15 protein-coding genes and 8 pseudogenes are annotated in these 24,415 nt (G+C 61.1%); 9 read left to right on the top strand and 14 right to left on the bottom strand.

The annotated features are described in order from the left end of the window. The 3 genes and pseudogenes from JFT80_RS03515 to JFT80_RS03505 form a co-directional block, all read right to left on the bottom strand. The coding region (locus tag JFT80_RS03515) for a serine hydrolase domain-containing protein (protein ID WP_201146931.1) at window positions 1–328 on the bottom strand (328 nt) is incomplete at its 3' end. 92 nt (window positions 329–420) lie between these two features. Continuing rightward, window positions 421–1,779, bottom strand: coding sequence for a chromate efflux transporter (gene chrA / locus JFT80_RS03510; protein WP_201146930.1), 1,359 nt, complete (start codon window positions 1,777–1,779; stop codon window positions 421–423). A gap of 199 nt (window positions 1,780–1,978) precedes the next feature. Further along, window positions 1,979–2,829, bottom strand: a pseudogene (locus JFT80_RS03505) (CAP domain-containing protein). Window positions 2,830–3,028: 199 nt separating this feature from the next. Here JFT80_RS03505 and JFT80_RS03500 point away from each other — a divergent pair. Continuing rightward, window positions 3,029–3,643 (top strand): cell wall hydrolase, encoded by a 615-nt coding sequence (locus JFT80_RS03500; protein WP_122839570.1) that lies wholly within the window; start codon window positions 3,029–3,031, stop codon window positions 3,641–3,643. 75 nt (window positions 3,644–3,718) lie between these two features. Here the strand turns inward: JFT80_RS03500 and JFT80_RS03495 are convergent, their stop codons facing one another. Together JFT80_RS03495 and JFT80_RS03490 are read right to left on the bottom strand one after the other, a co-directional pair. Then, on the bottom strand, window positions 3,719–4,417 hold the full coding sequence (locus tag JFT80_RS03495) for a dienelactone hydrolase family protein (RefSeq protein ID WP_122839571.1): 699 nt from the start codon (window positions 4,415–4,417) through the stop codon (window positions 3,719–3,721). 50 nt (window positions 4,418–4,467) lie between these two features. Next, window positions 4,468–4,983: a DoxX family protein gene (locus tag JFT80_RS03490; protein WP_122839572.1), complete on the bottom strand. Its 516-nt coding sequence runs from the start codon at window positions 4,981–4,983 to the stop codon at window positions 4,468–4,470. 230 nt (window positions 4,984–5,213) lie between these two features. Between JFT80_RS03490 and JFT80_RS03485 the strand changes: the two genes are divergently transcribed. Continuing rightward, window positions 5,214–6,716 carry an aldehyde dehydrogenase family protein gene (locus JFT80_RS03485; RefSeq protein WP_201146929.1) on the top strand — a complete coding sequence of 501 codons (1,503 nt, stop codon included), beginning with the start codon at window positions 5,214–5,216 and terminating at the stop codon, window positions 6,714–6,716. A gap of 70 nt (window positions 6,717–6,786) precedes the next feature. Here JFT80_RS03485 and JFT80_RS03480 read toward each other — a convergent pair whose 3' ends face one another. The 4 genes and pseudogenes from JFT80_RS03480 to JFT80_RS03465 all read right to left on the bottom strand — a co-directional run bounded on the left by JFT80_RS03480 (window position 6,787) and on the right by JFT80_RS03465 (window position 10,823). Further along, window positions 6,787–7,116, bottom strand: a complete 330-nt coding sequence (locus JFT80_RS03480) for a hypothetical protein (RefSeq protein WP_201146933.1) — start codon at window positions 7,114–7,116, stop codon at window positions 6,787–6,789. Window positions 7,117–7,638: 522 nt separating this feature from the next. Beyond that, on the bottom strand, window positions 7,639–8,142 hold the full coding sequence (locus JFT80_RS03475) for a GNAT family N-acetyltransferase (protein ID WP_201146928.1): 504 nt from the start codon (window positions 8,140–8,142) through the stop codon (window positions 7,639–7,641). A 25-nt stretch (window positions 8,143–8,167) separates the two neighbouring features. Then, window positions 8,168–8,797: a glutathione S-transferase family protein gene (locus JFT80_RS03470; protein WP_122839906.1), complete on the bottom strand. Its 630-nt coding sequence runs from the start codon at window positions 8,795–8,797 to the stop codon at window positions 8,168–8,170. Between the two features lie 77 nt (window positions 8,798–8,874). Continuing rightward, window positions 8,875–10,823 (bottom strand): annotated as a pseudogene (locus JFT80_RS03465) (DNA topoisomerase III). A gap of 38 nt (window positions 10,824–10,861) precedes the next feature. Here JFT80_RS03465 and JFT80_RS03460 point away from each other — a divergent pair. The 6 genes and pseudogenes from JFT80_RS03460 to JFT80_RS23755 form a co-directional block, all read left to right on the top strand. After that, complete coding sequence (locus JFT80_RS03460) at window positions 10,862–11,020, top strand: hypothetical protein (protein WP_201146927.1); 159 nt, start codon at window positions 10,862–10,864, stop codon at window positions 11,018–11,020. Window positions 11,021–11,201: 181 nt separating this feature from the next. Then, window positions 11,202–11,513, top strand: a complete 312-nt coding sequence (locus JFT80_RS03455; RefSeq protein ID WP_207187695.1) for a DUF427 domain-containing protein — start codon at window positions 11,202–11,204, stop codon at window positions 11,511–11,513. Window positions 11,514–11,602: 89 nt separating this feature from the next. After that, complete coding sequence (locus tag JFT80_RS03450; protein WP_122839576.1) at window positions 11,603–12,124, top strand: sigma-70 family RNA polymerase sigma factor; 522 nt, start codon at window positions 11,603–11,605, stop codon at window positions 12,122–12,124. After that, window positions 12,121–13,065, top strand: coding sequence for a FecR domain-containing protein (locus JFT80_RS03445; protein WP_201146926.1), 945 nt, complete (start codon window positions 12,121–12,123; stop codon window positions 13,063–13,065). The genes JFT80_RS03450 and JFT80_RS03445 overlap by 4 nt, the downstream gene beginning before the upstream one ends. Window positions 13,066–13,244: 179 nt before the next feature. After that, window positions 13,245–15,720, top strand: a pseudogene (locus tag JFT80_RS03440) (TonB-dependent siderophore receptor). Between the two features lie 32 nt (window positions 15,721–15,752). Continuing rightward, window positions 15,753–15,833, top strand: a pseudogene (locus JFT80_RS23755) (outer membrane lipoprotein carrier protein LolA); the annotation flags it as partial. 90 nt (window positions 15,834–15,923) lie between these two features. Here JFT80_RS23755 and lldD read toward each other — a convergent pair. The 3 genes and pseudogenes from lldD to JFT80_RS03425 form a co-directional block, all read right to left on the bottom strand. Next, window positions 15,924–17,082 (bottom strand): annotated as a pseudogene (gene lldD / locus JFT80_RS03435) (FMN-dependent L-lactate dehydrogenase LldD). A gap of 92 nt (window positions 17,083–17,174) precedes the next feature. Beyond that, window positions 17,175–18,794 (bottom strand): annotated as a pseudogene (locus tag JFT80_RS03430) (MFS transporter). Between the two features lie 102 nt (window positions 18,795–18,896). Further along, entirely contained in the window at window positions 18,897–20,543 is a 1,647-nt protein-coding gene (locus JFT80_RS03425) for a GMC family oxidoreductase (protein ID WP_201146925.1), read from the bottom strand. Between the two features lie 121 nt (window positions 20,544–20,664). On the opposite strand from JFT80_RS03425, the pseudogene JFT80_RS03420 reads away from it, so the two are divergent. Next, a pseudogene (locus tag JFT80_RS03420) lies at window positions 20,665–21,566 on the top strand (LysR family transcriptional regulator). A gap of 94 nt (window positions 21,567–21,660) precedes the next feature. Here the strand turns inward: JFT80_RS03420 and JFT80_RS03415 are convergent. Both JFT80_RS03415 and JFT80_RS03410 read right to left on the bottom strand, forming a co-directional pair. Beyond that, window positions 21,661–22,762, bottom strand: a pseudogene (locus tag JFT80_RS03415) (DNA alkylation repair protein). Between the two features lie 60 nt (window positions 22,763–22,822). Next, window positions 22,823–24,415 (bottom strand): cation:proton antiporter (locus tag JFT80_RS03410; protein WP_201146924.1); only part of this gene is annotated, 1,593 nt, incomplete at its 5' end.

The raw sequence follows: 24,415 nt of genomic DNA, 5'->3' as shown, positions 1-24,415 counted from the left end.
CCCAGCCATCTCCCGGTGCATAACGCAGGCGGCTTGCGTCAAGGCGTTGCAGCATTTCATCCGCCGGCCAGGGAGCGTCACCGCGGGCTACTGCGCCGTGGTAATCGGCCAGTTCGCTGTAGTCCGCCAGGCCTGCTTCATGGCGCAACAGTTGGCGCAGGGTGAAGGGGCCTTCGGGCAGAGGCTGATCCAGCTCGATCAGGCCATCGCGCACCAGCGTCAGGGCGGCAGCCGCCAGCACGGTCTTGGTAAAGCTCCACCAGGGGATCGTCGCATCGGACCGATCCGGGGTCAGGGGTGTACCGTTGGAAACAAGGGAGAAAAGCATTGCTGGCTGCTCTGAAAAGGGGCGCGGCGTGAGTTTGCCAGAATGCAAAAGCCGGTGATCAAATGTTTACATCCGGCCATTGCTGCATGACCTTAGCGCAGCCAGTGCGCCAGCACGCCCGCCAGCGCGCATGCCAGCAGTACTTCGATCACACCGCGCTTGAAAACCAGCAGCGCGATCGCCGCGACCAGTGCAAGCAACAGCGACACCCAGTCGAACACACCACTGAATCCGCCTGGCCACAGCACGTGGTAGCCGAAAAACACCGCGAGGTTGAGAATCACCCCGACCACCGCTGCGGTGATGGCGGTCAGCGGCGCAGTGAATTCAAGTTGGTTGTGGGTCGATTCCACCAGGGGACCGCCAGCCAGGATGAACAGGAACGAGGGCAGGAAAGTAAACCAGGTCACCAGCGCCGCCGCGAGCGCGCCTGCCAGGAACGCCTGGTCCGGGCCAAATAACTGCTGCACATAGGCGCCGATGAAGCCGACGAACGCCACCACCATGATCAACGGGCCGGGGGTGGTTTCGCCCAGCGCCAGGCCGTCGATCATCTGGGTGGGTGTCAGCCACCCGTAATGACTGACTGCGCCCTGGTACACATAGGGCAGCACCGCATAGGCACCACCAAAGGTCAGCAGCGCGGCCTTGGTGAAGAACCAGCCCATCTGGGTGAAGGTGCCGTGCCAACCAAACAGGAGGGTGAGCGCCCCCATCGGCAGCGTCCACAGGATGACCCCGATAAACGCCAGGCGCAGCAATTTCAGGCTGCTGAAGCGGGCATGTGCGGGTGGCGGGGTATCGTCATCGATCAGCGCGGGCCCGAACGATTTACCCTTGGCCACTGCTGTGCCGACCGTGAATTTTCCGGGGTCAAGGCGTCCGCCGACGTACCCGATGAGTGCTGCGGCCAGCACAATCAAAGGGAAGGGCACGTTCAACAACAGGATCGCGGCAAAGGAGGCGCCGGCAATGCCCCACAGCCAGTTGTTCTGCAACACCCTGGAACCCATGCGGTGCGCGGCTTGCAGCACGATGGCGGTGACCGCCGGCTTGATCCCGTAGAACACCCCGACCACGACCGGCACTTCGCCGAAAGCAACGTAGACCCAGGATAATGCAATGAGGATGAACAACGACGGCAGCACGAACAGCGCGCCGGCAATCACGCCGCCCCAGGTGCGGTGCATCAACCAGCCGAGATAGGTCGCCAGTTGCTGAGCTTCGGGGCCCGGTAGCAACATGCAGTAGTTGAGGGCGTGCAGAAACCGGCGCTCGGAGATCCAGCGCCGGCGCTCCACCAGTTCCTGGTGCATGATCGAGATCTGCCCGGCCGGGCCGCCGAAACCGATCAACCCCAGTTTGAGCCAGAACCCGAAGGCTTCCCGTAGCGGGACCGCCCTGGGTGATGCCTGAGCCTGTTGGTCGGCGGAGCAGGGGGTATGGCTCAAACAGGTGCTCCCGAATGACTTAACCGTGACCCAACGCGATCGCAAACGACACCACGATCATGCACGCAAACGCGAAATTGAGGTTCATGAGGGCTCGTTCCGTAAAGTGCTAAAAGTGCAGCCATCTTGAACAGGTCGCGCAGAAATAAAAAATTCGCCTTCATGATTTGAAAGATCGAAACAATTGATACCTCGGTCATTACTGGGTGCCAAACATCGCCGTCCAGTAAATCCCCGCATCGCTCTTCGGGTCTACCGCGTAGGCCGCGCCCAGTTCCTTGTACGCGGGTTCATCAGATTGGCGCAATGGCCGGGGCTGGCGATCCAGCCGTCGACCACCTTGCGCACGGTGTCCTGGCCGGCAGCGATGTTTTCGCCGACCAGTTGCCCGCTGTAACCGGCCAACTCGGCGCGGTCGCCCGGCGTGCGGCCGTCGCGATCCTTGTGATCAAAGTAGTTTTTGTTGGCCATGGCTCGCGAATGGGTCTCGGCGGCGCTCGCCAATGTCGCGTTCCATGCCAGCGGGGTGGTGGCAGCGAACGATTGCGTGCCGCACTGGCGAGCCTGGCTGCGGGCGTTGTTGAGCAGGGTCAGGACTTTCTGGCCTTCGGCCTGGGAATCGCCCAGGCGTGCGGACATCAGCGGCCGCGCCAGCACGATGCGCCAATCGCGGTCGTCGCGACTCACGCCGATGTCGACAAACTGCGGGTCGAGCACCACGTGGCAGAAACTTTCCCGAATGGCTTGCATGGCCGATTGCGCATCGCGGGGGCCGGACAGGGTGATCGCCTGCACATTGACCATCGGGTAGCCGGCACTGGCCATGGCTTGCTGCAGGTTGCGCACGTTTGTCGCCGACAGTGCCAGGCGTGGATCACCTGCCAGTGGCGGCAGTTCCGGCGATACCTGGTCGGCGCAACGCTGGGGCTGGGTGCGGTAGAGGTTGATCGAATCGATCAGTTGTTTCTCATCGACCGCCAGCGCCTGGGCGGCAAATGACAGGCCCAACGACAACGCGGCAAGGCGCATAACGGATGGAATGAAGCGCATGAAAATCCCCTTGGGCAGACTGCGCCCATGATGCGCGATTTCACCCCGCTTGCGCAATGCCTTTTTTGCGCCTGAAACAGTTTTATTGGCCACCGGATGAAATGAATTTGGGCGGCTACAATCAAGCCAGGGCGCCGATACAGCGCGTAACAGCGTCGATAATGCGCTGCCCCATCCGGTTCTTTGAAAAGGGTCGATCATGCGCTTGATGTGGACTGCAACCTGCCTGGCACTCTCCCTGATCGGCGGCCCGGTGATGGCCGTTGAACTTGAACAGCAAAAAGCCGAGGACAAGGCTGAGGTGCTTGAGCAAAAGGCGGCGGAAAAAGGCCCCGACGTCCCGGTGCCCAAGGCCGAGGCGATCACCACCTCGGAGGTGCAGGCGGTCGATCCCGCCGGCTCGGCGCCGCTGGATGACGCCATAACCTGTCTTGCGCGCTCCATCTACTGGGAAGCGAAGGGCAGGCAGACCCGGGAAATGGAAGCCGTGGCCAGCGTGGTCATGAACCGCCTGGGGCACGAAGGTTTTCCCGACACGGTATGCGCAGTGGTCAAGGAGGGCTCGGAAAGCCGTAACTGTCAGTTTTCCTGGTGGTGCGACGGGCGTTCGGATCAGGTCAGGGAGGATGCCGAGTATGCGGTCGCCAAGGAGATCGCGCGCAAGGCGCTGAACCGCACACTCAACGACCGGACACTGGGGGCGATGTATTTCCATGACAAGACGGTGCGGCCGGATTGGGCGGCCAAGTACATCAAGACGGCGGATATCGGCAGGTTCAGGTTCTACAAGCCGCGGGGCGGGGACGCGAAGTAGCGGCGTGGGGACGACCTTCAAGAATGGACGACAAAAAAGGCACCTTCCCAGGTGCCTTTTTCGTGTGCCGCCGTTTTACAGTTCCTGACCCAGGAAGATCAGCGTATTGCCATGGGCTTCAGCCGCAGCGCGCTGGTTGTAGCTGTCGCGGTGCGAGCAGTTGAAACCGTGTTCGGCTTGCGGGTAGATGACGATTTCCACGAAGTCGTTGTTCTCGAAGCGCTCGGCGATTTTTTCCACGGCTTCCAGTGGAATGTGGCTGTCCTCTTCGCCGAAGTGCATCAACAGCGGCACGGTGATTTCGTCGGCGCGGTCCAATTGGTCCTGGATACCGCCACCGTAGTAGGTGATCGCCACGTCCACCAGGCCGTTGGCGGCGGTCAGGTAGGACAGCAGGCCGCCGAAGCAGTAGCCAATCGAGGCCACGCCACCATCCAGGCCCGGCTGGTCCTTGAGAGCGGCAATGGCCAGCTTGATGTCGTCCTGGGCTTTGGTGATGTCGGTGGCATTCATCAGTTCGACGGCGCGTTTCCAGCCGGCTTCGTCGTAGGTCAACTCGATGCGCGGGCCGCTACGCCAGAACAGATCCGGCACGACCACCAGGTAGCCGTCGGCAGCGTATTGTTCGGCGACCGAGCGGATGTGCTCGTTGACGCCGAAGATCTCCTGGATCAATACGATCCCCGGGCCTTTTTGCGTGTGGGGAATCGCCAGGTAGGCACCGAATTTACCGTCGGCGCTGTCGATCTCGATCCATTGGGTGGTTACGCTCATGGTGGCTCCTGTCTACGCGAGTGAGGGGTGTAGCTTGCCACGGTAACATTTCAACGAATGTTACGGCGCCAGAAAGTGCATGCCAGCAGCGCATCAAGGCTGAGTTTACCTGCCCCGGTCAATACCAGCGGAAGGAGCGCGGCGAGGTAGATCAGCGGCAGCTTGAAATTGCCATGTCCCTTGTTGCTGATGGCGTAGCCTTGGGCCAGCTCACTCAATGTAGACCAATCGGCCGGCCAGTGGACCGCTGCGGTGGCGACCACGGTCACTACCATCAGGATGAGCGCCGAGACTCGCGTGCCCAGGCCCACCAGCAGGGCCAGGGCGCAGATCAGCTCGGCCCACATCGACAGTTCCCAGTTGAAGGTGGCGGGGACATGGTTGAACGGAAACGGAAATCGCTCCTGAATGTCGGCAAACCAGTTCTGTCCGTTCCATTTTTCCAGGCCCGACTCGAAGAATTCCCAGGCCAGGAACACCCGCAAGGTCAGCGGCGCCATCCAGCTGCCGGCGCGGTCGAGGTTGAAGTGCAGGCCTTTGACGGCCGAAGACAGTGAGGTGTTCATGGGCGGGATCTCCGTTGCGCGTTTTGATCGGCCAGGCCAATCGACAGGCGGATTTCATCAGCCGGGTGTATCAGCGATGTGTCGTGGGCCAGGGAGATTGGAGGGTTAATGTGTCGGGGATGGAGGTGGATACACGTGGATACGCTTGAGCGAGTTGAAAGGCCGGGAATGACGCTCCGGGGATTTTCCGGTACCTTTTCTTCCCCTCCATTGCATGGTGAAACCGCTTCATGTCTCTTGCGCTCGATCGTCTAGTCCCTGGCACGCCCATTCCATTCGCCGGGAATCGTGTCACTGTCGTCAGCCCCGAACTGGCTGAGCGGTTCCAGCCCGGTGACCACCTTCTGGTGGAGCAGGTCAGTGGTGAATTGCTCTTGATTCCGGTGGCTGACCAGCAAGCCGCAGCCGTGGCGATCGAGCGCGCCGAAGCGGCTTTCAAGGCGATGTCGGCCGTGTCGGATGAGGCGATCAGCGAATTTTTCGACCGTTTCGCGCAGCGCCTGGAAAGCCCGCAGGCCTGGGCGTTGATCGAGGCGGCGAACCTGGCCGATATCGAGCGGGCCAAGTCCCGTGGACGTTCCACTACGCGACTGCTGGCCAATGAGCCGATGCGCCGCGACATGATCGCCGGACTCAAGGCCTGGCGCGATGCGTCGGCGTCTCGCGGAAAAGTCATCAGTTGCGTCGAGCATGACGGCTGGAAGGTCGAGCAGGTGGTCTCACCGCTGGGCATTGTTGCGTTTGTATTCGAGGGCCGGCCGAATGTCTTCGCCGACGCTGCTGGCGTTCTGCGTACGGGCAATACCGCCGTGCTGCGTATCGGCAGTGATGCGTTGGGCACCGCCCAGGCCATCGTTACCCATGCATTGAACCCGGCGCTGGCCGATGCAGGCTTGCCCGCCGGCGCTGTGTCGCTGGTGGAAAGTGTCAATCACGCAGCGGGTTGGGCCATGTTCGCCGACCGGCGCCTGTCGCTGGCCGTGGCCCGAGGTTCTGGCCGCGCAGTCAGCCAGCTGGGCAGTATCGCCCAGCAGGCCGGCACCGCCGTCAGCCTGCACGGCACCGGAGGTGCCTGGCTGATAGCGGACAAGGACGCCGACGCCCGGCGTTTTGCCGCCGTGGTGCGCAACTCCCTTGACCGTAAGGTCTGCAACACCCTGAACGTCTGCCTGATTCACCGTAACCGGGCGGCTGAATTGGTGCCGTTGTTTCTCGACGCCCTGCAGCAGGCCGGCAACAGCCGTGGCCAGGGCTGCAAATTGCACATCGTCGAGGGCAGCGAAGGGCGCTTGCCGCCGCAGTGGCAAACGGCGAGCGTCGAGGTCTATCGCGCCGATGGCTACCGCACCGAAGCGCTGGCTGAGCCATTGCCCGAGGCGCAACTGGGGCGTGAGTGGGAATGGGAGGAAACGCCCGAAGTCAGTCTGAAAATCGTGGATGACCTGGATCAGGCCATCGACCTGTTCAACCGCTACAGCCCGCAATTCACGGTGTCGTTGATCAGTGAGGACGCCAGCACCCAGGAGCGCTTCTACAACGCGGTGAATGCGCCTTTCGTGGGTAACGGAATCACCCGTTGGGTGGATGGCCAGTACGCATTGAACAAGCCGGAGCTGGGCCTTTCGAACTGGGAAAGCGGTCGCCTGTTTGCACGCAGCGCGATTCTCTCGGGGGATGGGGTGTTCACCATTCGCAGCCGCATGACCCAGATTGATCTGGGCGTTAAACGCTAAGGCAACTTCGCAAATAAAAGGGCCTGCTCTTTGGCGAGAGCAGGCCCTTTTATATTAGAGGTGTGAAGTTTCAGTAGAACCGGTCAATCACCCGAACTTCGTTCTGGTTCTGCATCGACGCCCACGCCTGCTTCAGCGTTTGCAGAACATTCCCGATGAAGTCCTTGTCGGCGGCGGCTTTTTTGCCGACATAGCCGTGGCCGCGACGGTACATCTTCAGGCGGGCCAGCAGGTTCTGGTTGTTCTGGTCGAACTCTTCTTCACCAGCGTGCGGTGCCAGGCAGTCGATATGCACCTGACCCGATTTGCTGATCCACAGAATATGGCTGTCGTGGCTGTCTTTTTGCGCAGCGAACATATGAGCCAGTTCTTCGATAGTCGGTTGATTGTTCAGATTCATCATTTTTGCCCCTTGACCAGTCTGGTGATCTTTCAAAGTTGATTCGCTAATACAAGTAGCCCATCGGTTAGTTGATCCCTGGCACCGAAACCAGGACGTCAGCGGTCGCCCGTATGAAGTACGGGATCGTGCATCTGTTGCATGTAGTCGTGTTGAATAACTGCTACGCGATAGCGTCACAACGAAGAGAAGCAGCGAAAATCGGGAGGCTCCTTGACGACATTTTCAGTGTCGACCACAAGCGTCTTGAGAATTTTCGCCAGCGCTTCTCGTCCTTGTACTGGACGTTCAGGCCAGGTCAGCTTCTTCAATCTGCCTTGTGGGCAGCGTGTATCCGGAAAAAACAACTCGGCGGTCAGACGAGTTTGCTCAAGCGTGTTACCCGTGTTCCCGATCGGGGAACGTCCTCATCATGCAAAAGCAAAACGACGCCGTCAACGGTTTTGTAGTGATTATTTTTGTGCACTACATATTGTCGGACAAAGCGGTTTGGAATTAGCAGGGAGGGCCAGTGTGCCCGGTTCAGACCGACTGGGGCGGGGTTTCAAAGCGGTAAAAGGTGCAGGGATATCCATCCACCGTTCGCTGGTGCACGCTGTAGCGATTGCCGGTGAGAATTGGTATGAGTCCGGCCCAGAACCGCCGCGCCGGCTGGTTTGCATCGATATGGAAAATTTGCCATTGACCCGGGTGGGCGCTCAAGAGGGCAGAGACGACAAACTTCGCGACGCCTTGGCCACGAAAACGTCGAGTGACGAACAGATAACCCACATTCAATTGCGCACCATCGAGGTGGGTCTGGTCGTCGACGGTCATGAAGCCGGCCAGTTCGCCGTCAACCGTGATCAGGAAGGGCCGGGTGGCCGGCTTTCTCCAGTAGTCCACCTGGGGCTGGATGCTGAAGAACCCGTGCCCTGCGAGCTTCAGCGGGAGCCATTCACTGAAGTCGTACAGGTAGAACTGCATCAGGTTTTCAATGGTGTCCAGATCGTCGCGTTGCGCGGCGTGCAGTTCTATCACGGGCATTGAAAGCGGCTCCTGACCGGGTTGATCAGTGGGGCGCGAAATCGTATGGGCCGCCGGTCTTCAGTGCGGCCGCGTAGGCTGGACGTTTCTGGAAGCGGTCCACCCACGCGGCGACGTGCGGGTACTGACCGAGTTTGCCTTGCGCCCTGGCGATCTCGCCGATAAAGCTCATCTGGATATCCGCAGCGCTGAATTCAGCGCCCAGCAGGTAGTCGCCCTGGCTCAGCGCAGTGTCGAGGTAACCCAGGTAGTTGGCCACTTCCGAGTTGATCCGTGGATGCAATGGCGCGCCAGCCTCGCCCAGTCGACCCACGTACAGGTTCAGCATCAATGGCAGCATCGCTGACCCTTCGGCGAAATGCAGCCATTGCACGTATTGATCATAGGCGGCTGTGGCGGGGTCGGGTTGCAGGCGTCCCTGGCCGTGGCGCCGGATCAGGTAATCGATGATGGCCGCAGACTCGATCAACTTCTGTTGACCGTCTTCGATGACCGGGGATTTGCCCAGGGCATTGACCGCCTTCAACTCCGGCGGTGCCAGGTTGGTCTTCGGGTCACGCTGGTAGCGCTTGAGCTCATAGGGAATGCCCAGTTCTTCCAGCAGCCAGAGAATCCGTTGCGAGCGAGAGTTGTTCAGGTGATGGACGATAATCATGTTGGAGGCCTTTTCAGGTAGTGGGCTGGCGCCGGGCTTGAACAACACTAGACCATCACGGTCCTTGCGAAGTGCCCTTATGGTTTGCTCGCCGGTTTTGCCGCGCGCCGGGCGCTGGTGGCCGGTTTGCGCTTGGCCGGTTTGCGTTTGTTTTTCCACGGCGTGGCTCCGCGCCCTGCCGGGCTTGCAGGCCCGCTGATGGTCAGGCTAAGGCCTGCGCAGCGGGCCACCTGTTTGCTCATCCAGGCGGCCTGTTTGGTGACAAACTCTTCCAGGCTCATCTCGCCGCTCTGCACCATGTCCAGCGCCTGTTCCCAGATCGCCGTGGTACCCGGGTCGGCAATCGCGCGGGGCACGGCGTCGATCAGGCTGAACGCGGCAGGTGTCGCGGCCAGTGCCTTGCCGTTTTTCACCAGATAGCCGCGATCCAGCAAGCCCTGAATGATCGACGCTCGGGTCGCTTCGGTGCCGATCCCGGTGGTGTCCTTGAGCTTCTGCTTGAGCAGGGGATCTTCGACCAGTTTGGCGACGTTTTTCATCGCCTTGATCAAATCGCCTTCGGTATAAGGCTTGGGCGGTTGCGTCCACAGATCCTTGAACTTCACCTCCGCGACAGCGCATTCAGCCCCTTGGCTCAATGTCGGCAAGGTTTGCGGCGCAGGCGCCTCGCGGCCCTTGGCCGGTGCCAATGCCTCGGGCAGGGCGCGTTTCCAACCGGGCTCGATGATCTGCTTGCCGACAGCGCGCAACGCTTCACCGTTGCAATCGAAGTCGGCCTGGGTGCGATCGTATTCATGATTGGGCAGGAACTGCGCCAGATAGCGCGCGCGAATCAGCGTGTAGACCGCACGGTGCTTGCCACTCAGGCGTTCGAGGTTTTTCGCGGCGGCGGTGGGAATGATGCCGTGGTGAGCGCTGACCTTGGCGTCGTTCCAGGCGCGGGAGCGTCGGTGCGGTTCAAGGTGATCATTCAATGCGTCCAGGCCGGGATCGGCCTGCCTCAACGCTGCCAGAATGCCGGGCGCCTCGCTGTGCTGACTGACCGGCAGGTAGCCGCAGTCGCTGCGGGGATAGGTAATGACTTTATGGGTTTCGTAGAGTGCCTGGGCGATGTCGAGCGTCTCCTGGGCACCGAGGCCCAGTTTCTTCGAACAGACCTCCTGCAAAGTGCCCAGGTCGAAGGGCAGGGGGCGACTTCACGCAGGCGCTCGGTACGCAGCTTGACCACCCGGGCGCTGGCCGCCTGGCTGATAGCTGCTGCGGCCTGCCGGGCCAGTTCCGGGTTCAGGCAGCGGTCCTGGTCGTCGCAAACCTCGGAAGCTGCGCGCCATTGTGCGGTGAATGGTGTGCCCTCGTGCAGCAGTTGCACGTCAATCGCCCAATAGGCGACCGGGACGAAATCGGCAATGCTGCGATCCCGATCCACCACCAGGCGCAGGGTGGGCGTTTGTACTCGACCGACCGGCAACACGCCCTGATAACCGGACTGCCTTCCCAGCAGGGTGAACAGGCGGCTCATGTTCATGCCGATCAGCCAGTCGGCCCGAGAGCGGCCCAGGGCGGAGTGGTACAGGCTGAACGTCTCGGCTCCCGGCTTGAGCGCCGCCAGCGCCTTGCGAATTGACGCGTCGTCCAGCGCCGATAACCAGAGGCGACGAATCGGCCCGCGATACCGGCAGTGTTCGACCAGCTCCCGAGCGATCATTTCGCCTTCGCGGTCGGCGTCCGTGGCGATCACCAGCTCATCGGCTTCGCCCAGCAATCGTTTGACTGCCTTGTACTGGCTGGCAGTGCGCGGCTTGACGGTCATCTTCCATTTATCAGGGATGATCGGCAGATCCGCCAGAACCCAGCGTTTGTAGCGCGCGTCGTAGGCATCCGGCGGCGCGGTTTCGAGCAAGTGGCCGATGCACCAGGTCACCGTGACATCCGTTCCCAGCCAGCAGCCATCGCCGCGACGCCGGGCGCCGAGCACGGCCGCAATATCCTTGGCCTGGGAAGGTTTTTCACAGAGGTACAGCCGCATGACCACCATCGTTGTTCAATGTCCGAGAGGTTCACAGAATGGCGGTTGACGGGCGAGGGATCAACCTTTATCTGTATGGATGTACAGCGGATGAGTTTCCGATCATTGCCCTGAGCCACTGCCATCGGGCCGAGCCCATCACCGAAGAGCCTGGAGTGAAGCTTCCGTTCGGCTGTGAAGCGTTCGTGCAGGCGTAACTTGGGTTATACCTGATAGCTGGTGATGCAGGTTTTGACGACGCCAAGCTGCCCTTTAAGAGGATGCTTGCCCTGCGCGGGCACGCGCTTTCGCACCAATCGAGTCAAGTCTTCCAAGAGGAACCCACTCCATGCCAACTCCCCCGCGGTCATAACCATTGCTGAACAACCGGGCTGTCTTCTGGTGAAATTCCACGGCATCCAGGTCGCCGCGTCCTCGCGCGCGCTGGTGCTGCTGGAGGCCAATTACCCGCCGGTGTATTACGTCCCGCGCGAAGACATCGACGAGAAGTACTTTGCCCGCACGGATCACACCAGTTATTGCCCGTACAAGGGCGATGCCAGCTATTTCAGCCTGCAGGTTCCCGGGCATGAGGGGGCCAACGCGGTATGGAGTTACGAGAAGCCCAAGGTGTCGGTGGAACAGATCAAGGATTACGTCGCGTTCTACCCGGATCAGGTGAAGTTCGAATTGCTGGACGCCGAGGTCTGATAAAACGCGTTCGGGTGATGGGTATTGCCAATGACCTGTTACAAACATGACAATGCGAGTCATTATCAGTCGCGAATAATTCCATTGTCATGTCCACCCACGAATTGTCCCTGCGCAGTGCCGTCAATGAGCTGTACTGCGAACACCATGGCTGGCTCAACAGCTGGTTGCGCAAACGGCTGGGTAACACGTTCGATGCAGCGGACCTGGCGCAGGATACGTTCGTCCGGGTGATCAGGGCGCGCAACGCGCTGGAGATCCGTGAGCCGCGCCCCTACCTGTCGATGATCGCCAAGGGCCTGCTGGTGGACCTGTTCCGGCGGCGCTCGCTGGAGCAGTCCTATCTGGAAGCGCTGGCGACCATGCCTGAATCGCAACAACCGTCGCTGGAAGAGCAGGCGATCCTGTTGCAGGCGTTGATGGAGATTGATCGGCTGCTGCAGGGCCTGGGGACGAAGGTCAAGCAGACGTTCATCCTGTCCCAGTTCGACGGCCTGACCTACCCGCAAATCGCCGAACGCCTGGGTATCAGCACCCGCACCGTGAACAATCACATGGCCAGGGCCATGGAGCACTGCTGCCTGATGCAGATTCAGTTGCAACTGACATGAGCCCTTCTGCAGAGGAGTTGAAGTCGATCAGCGCAGCTGCCCGCTGGTACGCCAGGCTTCAGTCCGGCGTAGCCACCGATGCAGAGCGAACCGCGTGGCGCGACTGGTTAAGCGCGGACCCTGCCCATCATCTGGCCTGGCAACGAATTTCAGCCGTGTGCGAGCAGATGACAAGCGTTCCCGGTGCCCTGGCATCCCCGGCCCTGCGCGGTGCCGAGCGGTCGCGTCGACACGTCTTGCGCAGTGTCCTGGTGCTGGCGTCGGCCGGGTCTCTGGGGTGGCTGGGCTGGCGTAGCGACGCTACGCAAACGCTGTTCGCCGACTTGCGCACTGCGGTGGGAGAGCGCCGTGAATGGCGGCTGGCCGATGGCAGTTCGTTGCTGCTCAATACCGCTACTTCGGTCAACGTGCGCTTCGACGGTCGCCAGCGGGTACTGGAGCTGGTGCGCGGGGAAATTCTTGTGACAACGGCTGTCGATACTTCCCGGCGTCCGTTCAAAGTGGTCACCGGACACGGCGAGGTCCTGGCGTTGGGAACGCGCTTCATCGTCCGCGCCGAAGGCTCGGGCGGTGAGGTGGCCGTGCTGGAAAAAGCCGTGGAGGTCAGTGCGCACAAAGGCAGTTCGACGGTTCGCCTGGAGGCAGGCCAACGCATGGATTTCACCCTGCGCACGCTGGGCCCGGTGCGCCGCAATGATGCGTCGGTCGGCGCCTGGCAACAGGGCAGCATCATTGCCATCGATCGCCCGTTGGCGGATCTGCTCGAAGATCTTTCGCGGTATCGCTCGGGCGTGTTGCGTTGTGATCCGCGTATTGCCGATTTGAAAGTGTCGGGGGCATTCCCGATCGACAATACGGATTTGGCGCTGGCGGCGCTGGAGAGCGGGTTTTCGTTGCGGCTCAGTCGGTACAGCCGTTATTGGGTGACGGTTTCGCGGTAGGCGCCTGCTTGCTGGCGATCGCCGCGCCATCTGAGTGCCGCTTTCGCGAGCATGCATTGCTCCCACCGAGCCGGGCTGGCCCCACTGAAAATAATTTCACAGCCCTTGCACTTTTCAGCAGCACCGTTCGGCTCATCCCTCAGTGAGATTTTATTGATGGGTTCTGGGGGAGGGTAAACATGTCTCGGGTGTACATGCCAGGTCGTCTGGCGATTGCAGTAAAAATCGGCTTGCTTGCAGCGACTACCAGCGCAGCCTGGCCAGGCGTAGCACTGGCTGCGCCGGCACACCAGCAACGCGCCGTGCAAACCTACGATATTGCTGCCGGCAGCCTCACCGAAGTGCTCAGTCGTTTTGCCAGTACGGCAGGCGCGGCCATCTCGTTTGATGCGCGTCAGACTCAAGGCTTGAGCTCTCCCGGCATCAATGGCGCGTTTGCTATCAGTGATGGCTTTGCGCGGATCCTGCACGGCAGTGGCCTGCAGGCCGAGCCCCAGGCCAACGGTACCTACGTATTGCGACCTGCACCGTCTGCCGGCTCGGCGCTGGAGCTTGGCGCCACCAACATCAATGGCCAACTGCTTGGGGCCACCACCGAGGACAGCGGCTCCTACACCACGGGCGCAATCACTATCGGCAAAGGCGAACATTCGCTCAAGGAAACACCGCAGTCGGTCACGGTGATGACCCGCAAAATGCTCGATGACCAGAACCTCAACACCATCGACCAGGTGATGGAAAAGACCCCGGGCATTACCGTCTATGACTCGACCATGGGCGGCAAGTATTTCTATTCCCGGGGCTTCCGGATGTCCGGCCAGTATCAGTACGACGGCGTGCCGCTGGACATGGGCAATCTGTATGTCCAGGCCGACAGTTTCAGCGGTGACATGGCGTATTACGATCGGGTCGAAGTGCTGCGTGGCGCTGCGGGGATGATGAAAGGCTCGGGCGGCACGGCGGGCGGCGTCAATTTCGTGCGCAAGCGTGGCACCAGCGCTGCACACACCGATATCACACTGTCTGGTGGCAGCTGGGACAACTATCGCGGCCAGGTCGACACGGCTGGCCCGTTGAACGAAGCGGGTACCCTGCGGGGGCGGGCGGTGGTGGCCGAACAGAGCCGGCACTACTCCGTCGACGATGCCAGTCGCAAGGATCAGGTCTACTACGGCGCGCTGGATTTCGACCTGAGTTCCGACACCACCCTGGGCCTGGGCGTGGCCTATGAAGACGTTGATGCCAGCCCATGCTGGGGCGGCCTGCCGCGTTACCGCGATGGCAGCGACCTGAAACTGGGGCGCTCGACCTGTCTGGATCCGTCCTGGAACACTTGGCGCAGCCAGCGCACCACGGTGTTCGGTGACGTGAAACACCAGATCAACGAGGACTGGGCGCTGAAGGTTGCCAGCGTCTACACAAAAAACACCCAGGACATCAAGTACGCCTTTGCTTCCGGCGCCGTCACCCCGGGTGTCGGTACCACCGGCATGCTGGGTAGCCTGTATGACTACGATCAGGTCGATTACGGACTCGATGCCTACGTGGATGGCAAGTTCGCTGCGTTTGGCCAGCAACACGAACTGGTTGTGGGCGTTAACGCCAGTCGATCGAAAAAAGATGATTTCTACAGCGTGGCGTTCCTGCCCCAGCGGCAGAATGTGTTCAACCCCGACAAACATATCCCGGAGCCGGATGAGAGTTACTTCATCGATAATTCCTCCCGCGGTGGCCCGGTCAACTCCGTCACCAGACAACAGGGCCTGTACTCGACCCTGCGCCTGAAGCTGGCAGATCCCCTGACGCTTGTGGTCGGCGGGCGGGTGAGCTGGTACGACTCCGACACCGACTCGGTGTTCATCAATTCGGGTACTTCCGAGCACTCAAGTACTACCGAGACCGGACAGGTCACGCCGTTCGCCGCAGTGCTGCTGGACCTCAACGAGAACCTCACGGCCTACGCCAGTTACTCCGGATATCTTCACGCCACAGGGTAACTACCGCTCCGAAGACGGATCGGCGCTCAAGCCGCTCGTGGGCCAGAGCTATGAGCTGGGGATCAAGGGCGCCTGGTTCGACGGTCGCCTGAACAGCTCGTTCAACCTGTTCCGTACCCTCCAGAAGGACCAGGCACAGACCGACTTCAACTCCTCATGCCCGTCCTCGGATGGCTACTGCTACGTCAACGCGGGCAAGGTCCGGGCCCAGGGGTTCGAGGCGGAGATCAGCGGTGAGGTGATAGAGCGGCTGCAGCTGCTTGCCGGCTATACCTACACCCAGACCAAGACTCTCGATGACATCGATACCAGCCTCAATGGCGCGGCGTTCAACAGTTACGTGCCACGCCATGTGTTGCGCATGTGGGGCGACTACGCGCTCGATGGCGTCCTTGAGCGCTTTTCGATTGGCGCTGGGGTGAACGCTCAGAGTGATAATTTCCGTGTGTCGCCGTCTTCCGGAAACAAAATCACTCAGTCGGGTTACGCGATCTGGAACGGGCGCATCGGCTACCGTATCGACGACACCTGGTCGGTGGCGCTCAATGGCAACAACCTGTTCGACAAGCGCTACTACGCAACGATCGGTACCGAGGCGTTCGGCAACTACTATGGGGACCCGCGCAATCTCATGTTGTCGGTGAAAGCGAGTTTCTAAGAGGCACAACTGTAGGAGCGAGCTTGCTCGCGATGGTCGTTAACGATAACGCGGGGGCCCAAACACCCCGCGGCGTCCTCTGGTTTTTCGCGAGCGAGCTCGCTCCTACAGTAGACGCAGAGACGCAGAGACGCAGAGACGCAGAGACGCAGCGACGCAGAGACGCAGAGACGCAGTAGAAATAGCCGAAGCAGTCGAATCAGTTAAACCAGGTCCGATAGCTTCTGTGCCTGGACCAACGTGGTTTCGTCGATCTGATCGATCGACGTCACCCCGGTCAGCGTCATGGCCACGCGCATTTCCCGGGCAAAGATATCCAGCATGTTTTCCACTCCGCGTTGACCGTCGGCGGCCAGCGCGTAGGCCATTGATCGTCCCAGAAGGACGCCTTTGGCACCCAGCGCGAGCATGCGCACCACGTCCAGTCCCGAGCGAATGCCCGAGTCGACCAGCACGGTCAGGTCATTCGCCACGGCTTGCACGATCGGTGGCAATGCCCGGGCGGTCGAGAGCACGCCGTCCAGTTGGCGGCCGCCATGGTTCGACACGACGATGCCGTCAGCCCCGAAGCTGACAGCGTCCCTGGCATCCTGGGGATCGAGGATGCCCTTGATGATCATCGGCCCTTGCCAGAAATCGCGTATCCACTCCAGGTCACTCCAGCTGATCGATGGGTCGAAATTATTCGCCAGCCAGCCCATGTAGTCCTCCAGGGTCACGGCCTTGCCCAGGTATCTGGAAATGTTGCCCAGGTCATGGGGACGGCCCATGAGGACCGACGTTGAAGGCCCAGTCGGGCCGGGTCATGGCTTGCAGCATGCGCCGTGACGAAGCGTACGGACCGGACATCCCCGAATGCGCATCGCGATAACGCGCGCCGGGCGTTGGCATGTCCACGGTGAACACCAGGTTCCTCACGCCGGCCGCCTTGGCGCGCTCGAGCGCGTTTTTCATGAAACCGCGGTCCTTGAGCACGTACAGCTGGAACCAGATCGGTTGCTGGCTCTGGGCGACGACTTCCTCGATCGAACACACCGAGACCGTCGAAAGGCACAAGGGAATGCCTTTGTTCTGCGCAGCCCTGACGGCCTGGACTTCACCCCGGCGGGCAAACATGCCCGTCAGGCCGACCGGCGCCAACACGATCGGCATCGCGAGTTTCTGTTCGAACAGGGTGGTCTCCAGGCTCAAGGTCTCGACGTTTTTCAGGATCCGCTGGCGCAGGCTGATGCCGCTAAGATCGGCGCTGTTGGCCCGCAACGTATGCTCTGCATAGGCCCCGCCGTCGATGTAATCGAACAAAAAGCGCGGGAGTTTGCGCCGCGCCGCCTCGCGATAGTCGGATGCAGATGAAATGATCATGAAGACGCTGCCTCGGTCTGGTGATTGCGATGACCCATGTGCTCAGGTTAACGAAAACGCCCCGCGTGTGCGGGGCGTTTTTTCGTCTGCTGTCAGTTGGTGTCCAGGTCGACGTTTTCGTCTCACGCAAACAGATCAAGCCGACCACCAGGCTCACCCCGGTGATCAGCACCGGGTACCAGAGCCCATAGAAAATATCCCCGGTGTAGACCACCAGCGCGAACGACACCGTCGGCAGGAAGCCACCGAACCAGCCGTTGCCGATGTGATAGGGCAGGGACATCGAGGTGTAGCGGATGCGCGTCGGGAACAGCTCGACCATCAACGCTGCCAGTGGGCCGTAGCACATGGCGGAGATGATGATCAGCCCGACGATCAATGCCACGATCATCGGTTTGTTGATCAGCTGGGTGTCTGCCTGTGACGGATAACCGGCCAGGGTGATCGCACCGCGCAGGGCGGCTTCGTCATAGCCGTCGATCTTCACGTCGCCGACGCTGACCTGTACGGCGCTACCCGCAGGGGCGGCGGCGCTGCTGTAGGGCAGGCCTTGCTTGACGAGGAAGGTCTTGACCTTGTCGCACGGGCTGTCGAATTTCGCTTTGCCCACTGGATCGAACTGGAAGGTGCAGGTGGCCGGGTCGGCCAGTACCGTAATCGGCGCTTGTTGGCTGGCCAGGTCAATGGCCGGGTTGGCGTAGTGCGCCAGGGATTTGAAGATCGGGAAGTACAGGACCGTGGCCAGCAGCAGGCCGAGCATCAGCACCGGTTTGCGCCCGACCTTGTCCGACAGCCAGCCAAAGAAGATGAAGAACGGCGCGCCGATAATCACGCTGATGATCAGCAGTGTGTTGGCCACCGCCGGATCCATTTTCAGGAACTGGGTGAGGAAGAACAGCACGTAAAACTGCGCGGCGTAGAAGGTCACCGCTTGCCCGGCATTGATGCTGAACAGCGCGATCAGCACGACTTTGAGGTTTTCCCATTTGCCGAACGATTCGCGGATCGGCGCCTTCGAGGTTTTGCCTTCCTCTTTCATTTTCACGAATGAGGGGGACTCGTGCAGGCTCAGGCGAATCCAGGTGGAAATCCCCAGCAGCACGATGGAAAACAGGAACGGGATTCGCCAGCCCCAGACTTCGAATTGGTCGCCGGTGAAGTAGCGGCACCCCAGTACCACCAGCAGCGACAGCAGCAGGCCGAGGGTTGCGGTGGACTGGATCCAGCTGGTGTGGAAGCCGCGCTTGCCGATCGGTGCGTGTTCCGCCACGTAGGTCGCCGCGCCGCCGTATTCACCGCCCAGGGCCAGGCCCTGGAGCATGCGCAGCACCACCAGGATGATGGGCGCGGCAATGCCGATACTGGCGTAGGTGGGCAGCAGGCCGACGCAGAAGGTCGCCACGCCCATCAGCACGATCGTCGCCAGGAAGGTGTACTTGCGCCCGATCATGTCCCCCAGTCGGCCGAACACCAGCGCGCCGAACGGCCGCACGATGAAGCCTGCCGCGAAGGCCATCAGGGCAAAGATGAACGCCGTGGTGTCATTGACCCCCGAAAAAACTGCTTGCTGATCACTGCGGCGAGCGCGCCGTAGAGAAAAAGTCGTACCACTCGAAGACCGTTCCAAGTGACGAGGCGAAGATGACCTTGCGGGTGTCGTGACCGATCTCGGCGCGGCCCACGGTCTCCAGCGGCTGAACATGTTCTGACATATCGGTATCCCTTACAGTGATTGTTGTTTTTGTTCCACTGTCGGCGCCTGCCTTGTGGGCGGGTGCCGGTACTTCGATGTAGGTAGTGCGTGCGCGGGGGTTTCAGGTGGTGGTGACCCGTTCCTTTGGCGTGGTGGTGCTCCTTAAGGTTGGATTGAGGATCAACTCTGCGGCCTTTTCCGCAATCATCAGCGTAGGCGAACAGGTGTTGCCCGAGGTGATTCTTGGCATGATCGAAGCGTCGGCAATCCGCAGACCGGGAATGCCGTGGACTTTGAGCTGCGCGTCGACCACCGCGTCCCGATCGTTGCCCATGCGGCAGGTACCCACCGGGTGAAAAATCGTCGTGCCGATGCGCGCGGCCGCTTCGTGCAGTTCTTCCTCGCTTTGCAAACTGTCCCCGGGCAGATATTCCACCGGGTTGAAGCGGGCGAGGGCGGGGGCCGACACGATGCGCCGGGTCAGGCGAATGGCATCCGCCGCGACCCGCAGGTCTTGCGGATGACTCAGGTAGTTGGGCTGGATCAATGGCGCGTCCTGGGCATTGGCGCTGCGGATTTCCACGCGACCACGACTTTGGGGGCGCAAATCACACACCGACGCAGTGAAGGCGGGAAAGGCATGCAACGGCTCGCCGAAGCGCTCCAGCGACAGCGGCTGCACGTGGTACTCGAGGTTGGCCGAGGTCTGCTCCGGCCCCGACCGGGCAAAAGCGCCCAGCTGGCTCGGCGCCATCGACAGCGGCCCGCTGCGGTTGTAAAGGTAACGCAGGCCCATGCCCATTTTGCCCCACACGCTGCCGGCGATCTGGTTCAGGGTGCGGGCATTTTCCAGCTTGTAGATCAGTCGCAGTTGCAGGTGATCCTGCAGGTTGCCGCCAACCCCCGGTAGTTCATGGGCCACACCGATGCCGAGTGATTGCAGGAGTGGGCGAGGGCCGATGCCCGAGCGTTGCAGGATACTTGGCGAGCCGACGGCGCCTGCGCACAGGATGATTTCCCGGCGAGCCCTGAAGGTTCTCGGTTGGCCCTGGCAGCGGCTGATGACCGCCGAGGCGCGGCCATTGTCCAGTTGTACGCGATCGACTTCGACGTCAGTCAGTACCGTGAGATTGGGCCGGTGCCGCACGGGCTTGAGAAACGCCTTGGCCGCATTCCAGCGAACCCCGGCTTTCTGGTTGACCTGGAAATACCCGCAGCCTTCGTTATCGCCCTGGTTGAAGTCATCGACGCTGGCAATTCCGCGCTGTTCGGCGGCGCTACGGAACGCGTCCAGAATCGGCCAGGACAGGCGCTGGCGTTCGATCCGCCATTCCCCGGCAGCGCCATGAAACTGCGAGTCGCCGGCAAAGTGGTCTTCACTTTTCCTGAACAGCGGCAACACCTGGTCCCAACCCCAGCCGGGGTTGCCGTCGGCGGCCCAGCTGTCGTAATCGCCGGCCTGGCCGCGCATGTAGATCATGCCATTGATCGAGGAGCAGCCGCCCAGCACCTTGCCCCGCGGATAGCTCAGGGCACGCCCTTGCAGGCCGGGTTGCGCCTCGGTCTTGAAGCACCAGTCGGTACGCGGGTTGCCGATGCAGAACAGGTAGCCCACCGGAATGTGAATCCACGCATAGTTATCGCGACCGCCCGCTTCGAGCAGCAAGACCCGATGCTGCGGGTTGGCCGAGAGTCTATTGGCCAGCAAACAACCGGCCGGACCGGCCCCGACTACTACATAGTCGTATTCATCAAGGGAAGTCGGCATCCCTGACCTCGTATTGTTGTTCTTGTTGTCAGTCATCCTAGTTGTTAGCTTTCGTTTAAAGAATGTTAATTTTTGCGCAGCCGCTGTGCGTTTTTAAACAGTGCGGCCTTGGGGACGATCGATGTTCGACTGGAATGACCTGCGGTTTTTCTTGAACTCCAGCGCAGCGGGCGCTTGCTCACCGCCGCGCGTCGTTTGAACACCACCCATGCCACCGTCGCCCGGCATATCGAAGCCATCGAAAAAAGCCTGGGGACCGCGCTGTTCGTCCAGCATGCCCAGGGTTACCAGATGACGCCTGCTGGGGAGGCGCTGCTCAAACATGCTGAGGCGATGGAAAACGTTGCGTTGCTGGCACAGGAAGAGATCACCCAATCCACCGCGCCGCTGGGCAAGATTCGTGTCGGCGTCACCGAAGGGCTGGGCATCAAGTTTCTTGCCAGTCGCATGATCGGCTTGTTCGAACGCTATCCGGGACTGGAAGTGGAACTGGTCGCGGTGCCGCGTTTTGTCAGCATCCTCAACCGTGAGGCGGAAATCAGCATTCATCTGGAGCGGCCGGCGGCGGACATGCTGGTGACGCGCAAACTCACGGATTACCGCCTCGCGCTGTATGCCAGTCAGGCCTATCTGGATAAAGCACCGTCGCTGCAAAGCCGTGAAGACCTTGGCCGGCATGCCTGGATCGGGTATGTGGATGATTTGCTGTTCAGTCAGGAGTTGATGTTTCTCAACAGTTTCTGCCGCAATCCTCGCGTGGTGTTCCATAGCACCAGCGTCATCGCCCAGCAGGAGGCCGCGCGGTCGGGTTTGGGCATTGCGGTGCTGCCTTGCTACATGGCCGCGTCGGATCCGCAACTGGTGCCGCTGCTGCCAGATGAAAGCATCGAGCGCAGCTACTGGATCAGCACTCGGCGCGAGTTGCACAAATCGGTGCGACTGCGGGTGGTCTGGGATTATGTGGTGGGGCTGTGTGAAAGCGAGCAGGAGCTGTTGCTGGGCACGGATCAAGCTGCACTGTAGGAGCGAGCTTGCTCGCGATGGTCTTAAGGTCGCGGCGGGTCACCTGTTGCCCCGCGTTCTTGCGTACCTCCATCGCGAGCAAGGGATGGGTATTTCACGGGAGGATTTCGAAGGCCGTTGTGGCCAACCGCTCGCCGTTCACCATCACATGCACCGCGTGCTTGCCCGCGTAATGGCGGCGGGTGGTGAGCTCCTTGATCTGCTGGCTGCGCGCCACTCGTTCGCAAGCCTTGCCCGGCAGGGTCAGCGCCTTGAGCTTGAACACCTTAGCCGAGGTGCTGCCATTGCCCTTGACGTAGTCGATCGCATAATCGATCACCAGCCGCTGGCCGTGCTCGACCGTGGATTGCACGGCAAACGACAGCGTGATCTTCTCCCCAAGCGTAATGACTGGCGGCTCAACCCGAACGTCCGTGATCTGGACTTCGGCCTTGCCGCCTGCGCCGATGATCGCCAGTGCCCGTCGGTTGCCTTGCTTGATCAGGCTGCGCAGGGCGTGCTTGGCGATCCAGGCAGTGTGCCGGTTCTCCAGCGACCAGCCTTCGATCAGGTCCAGCACCCAGTCGGGATGCTCCTTGGTGATGTCGTTCAAATGATTGGCCACGGACTTGCGCACGTACAGGCTGTCGTCGGCCTTGAGGTTGTCGAGGATCGCCGCGGCCAGGCCCGGATCAGCCTGGATCCGCTCCAGCCGGAAAGACCAGGGCAGTCGCGGCCGGCTGCCTTCGCTTGCCAGGCGGCGGACGTGTTCGTTGTCATCCAGCGACCACTGGTGCATGACCGCCAGGGTGCGCTCGAAATCGCTGCGCAGGAAATATCGGATTGCAAACTCCGATGAACCAAACACGGTGAAGTATTTGAGCGCGGCCATCGACTCTTCGAACGCATGGCTGCCATAGGTCGCGACATAATGCGGCAATGAAATGCTGACGAAACCGCTGTTCAACCGAGGCGCCAAGGCCCGCAGCACGCCGAGGGTTTCCTCGTAGCTCAACGGCAGCACCGCATGCAGGCATTCACTGACCCGGGCCATGCGCTGCATGATCGACAATTCGGCGAGGCCTTCATTGGCCATCTTCATGAATGCCTTGGCATTGAACTCGGGATACACCGCGCTCATCTCGGTCGCGATGATGCCGGAGGCGCTCGGCGTTGAAGATTTCCTTGAGCGCAGGAGCGGGTTGATCAGCAGCCATTGTGGGTTCCTTAGGTTGTGTGAGCTGCCTGGGGTAACGGCCCACCCTGTACTGAAGCAATCAGACCTTGCCCAGTTTTTCCTCTTCCAGCTGATCGGACTCAAATAGCTTCGCCAGTTCCGCCCGGGCTTCCTGCGCCGTCTGCAGCACTTTGGCCTCATCGTCATAAATCGCATGCTGGGCTTCCAGCACCTGTTCATCGTGATGCTTGAAGCGTTTGATGCGGGCGTCGGCCTGGGCCTGGGTCAGGCCCAACCCTACCAGCGTGCGGCGGCTCATTTCCAGGCTCGAATAGTAGGTTTCCCGAATCGCCTCGGCTCCCAGGTCCACCAGGCGGTGCACATGCTGGCGGTTACGGGCGCGGGCGATGATCTTGATGTGCGGGTAAAGCTTGTGCACCACCTCGGCAGTCTTGATGTTGGTGTCAGGGTCATCGGTGGCAATCACAAAATATTCCGCCTGTTCGACCTTGGCGGCGCTGAGGATTTCCGGGCGCATAGGATCGCCGTAGAACACCGGCACGCCGCCAAAACTGCGAGACAATTCGATGGTTTCCACTGAAGTGTCGAGGGCGACGAACTTGATGTTCTGCGCCCGCAGGATCCGCGCGACGATCTGCCCCATGCGGCCCATGCCGGCGATCACTACTCGCGGGGCATCGGTGTCGATCTCACGAAACTTCTCCGGCACCACCACCGGCTGCACCTTCGGGCTCACCAGGCGTGCGCACACCAGCAACAGCAGCGGGGTCACAGCCATGGACAAGGTGATGGTCAACACCAGCAAATCGTAAAGGCGCGGCTCGAACAGGCCCTGGTCGCGGCCGATCTTGAACACGACAAAGGCGAATTCACCGCCCGCTGCCAGCACGATACCCAGGCGAATCGCACTGACCTTGCCCAGGCCACCGGCCAGCCGCCCGACAACAAACAGCAGCGGCAACTTGATGGCGATCAGCAACAGGGTCAGGCCCAGCACGGTGATGGGTGCACTCAGCAGCAGGCTCAGGTTGGCGCCCATGCCGACGCTGATGAAAAACAGGCCCAACAGCAAACCCTTGAACGGTTCGATCTGCGCTTCGAGTTCATGACGGTACTCGGAGTCCGCCAGCAGCAGCCCGGCGAGAAACGCCCCCAAGGCCATCGACACGCCCACCAGGTCCATCAGCCACGCCGTGCCGATCACCACCAACAACGCGGTGGCGGTGGACACTTCCGGCAGCCCCGTCCTGGCCACCACGCGAAACACCGGCCGCAACAGGTAGCGCCCGCCGATCACCACCACGGCGATACTGCCCAGCACCCGCAACCCATGATTGACATCTTCGGCTGCAGTGGAGGTGTGGTCGCCTCCCGCCAGCAGCGGCACCATGGCGATCAGCGGGATCGCCGCGATGTCCTGGAACAGCAGGATCGCAAAGGCCAGTCGGCCGTGGGGGCTGGTCAGTTCCTTGCGCTCGGCGAGGCTCTGCAGGCCGAAGGCGGTGGAGGACAGGGCGAGGCCCAGACCCAGCACGATGGCACTGTTGAGCGGCTGGCCGAACATGAACAAGGCGGTCACGCCAATCACCGAGCCGGTCAGCAGGACCTGTGCAAGGCCGACGCCAAACACGGATTTGCGCATCACCCACAACCGTCTCGGTGATAACTCCAG

It is taken from the genome of Pseudomonas sp. TH10 (assembly GCF_016651255.1).
In the GTDB taxonomy this organism is placed as follows: Bacteria; Pseudomonadota; Gammaproteobacteria; order Pseudomonadales; family Pseudomonadaceae; genus Aquipseudomonas.
This window is presented reverse-complemented; position numbering and strand designations above follow the sequence as displayed.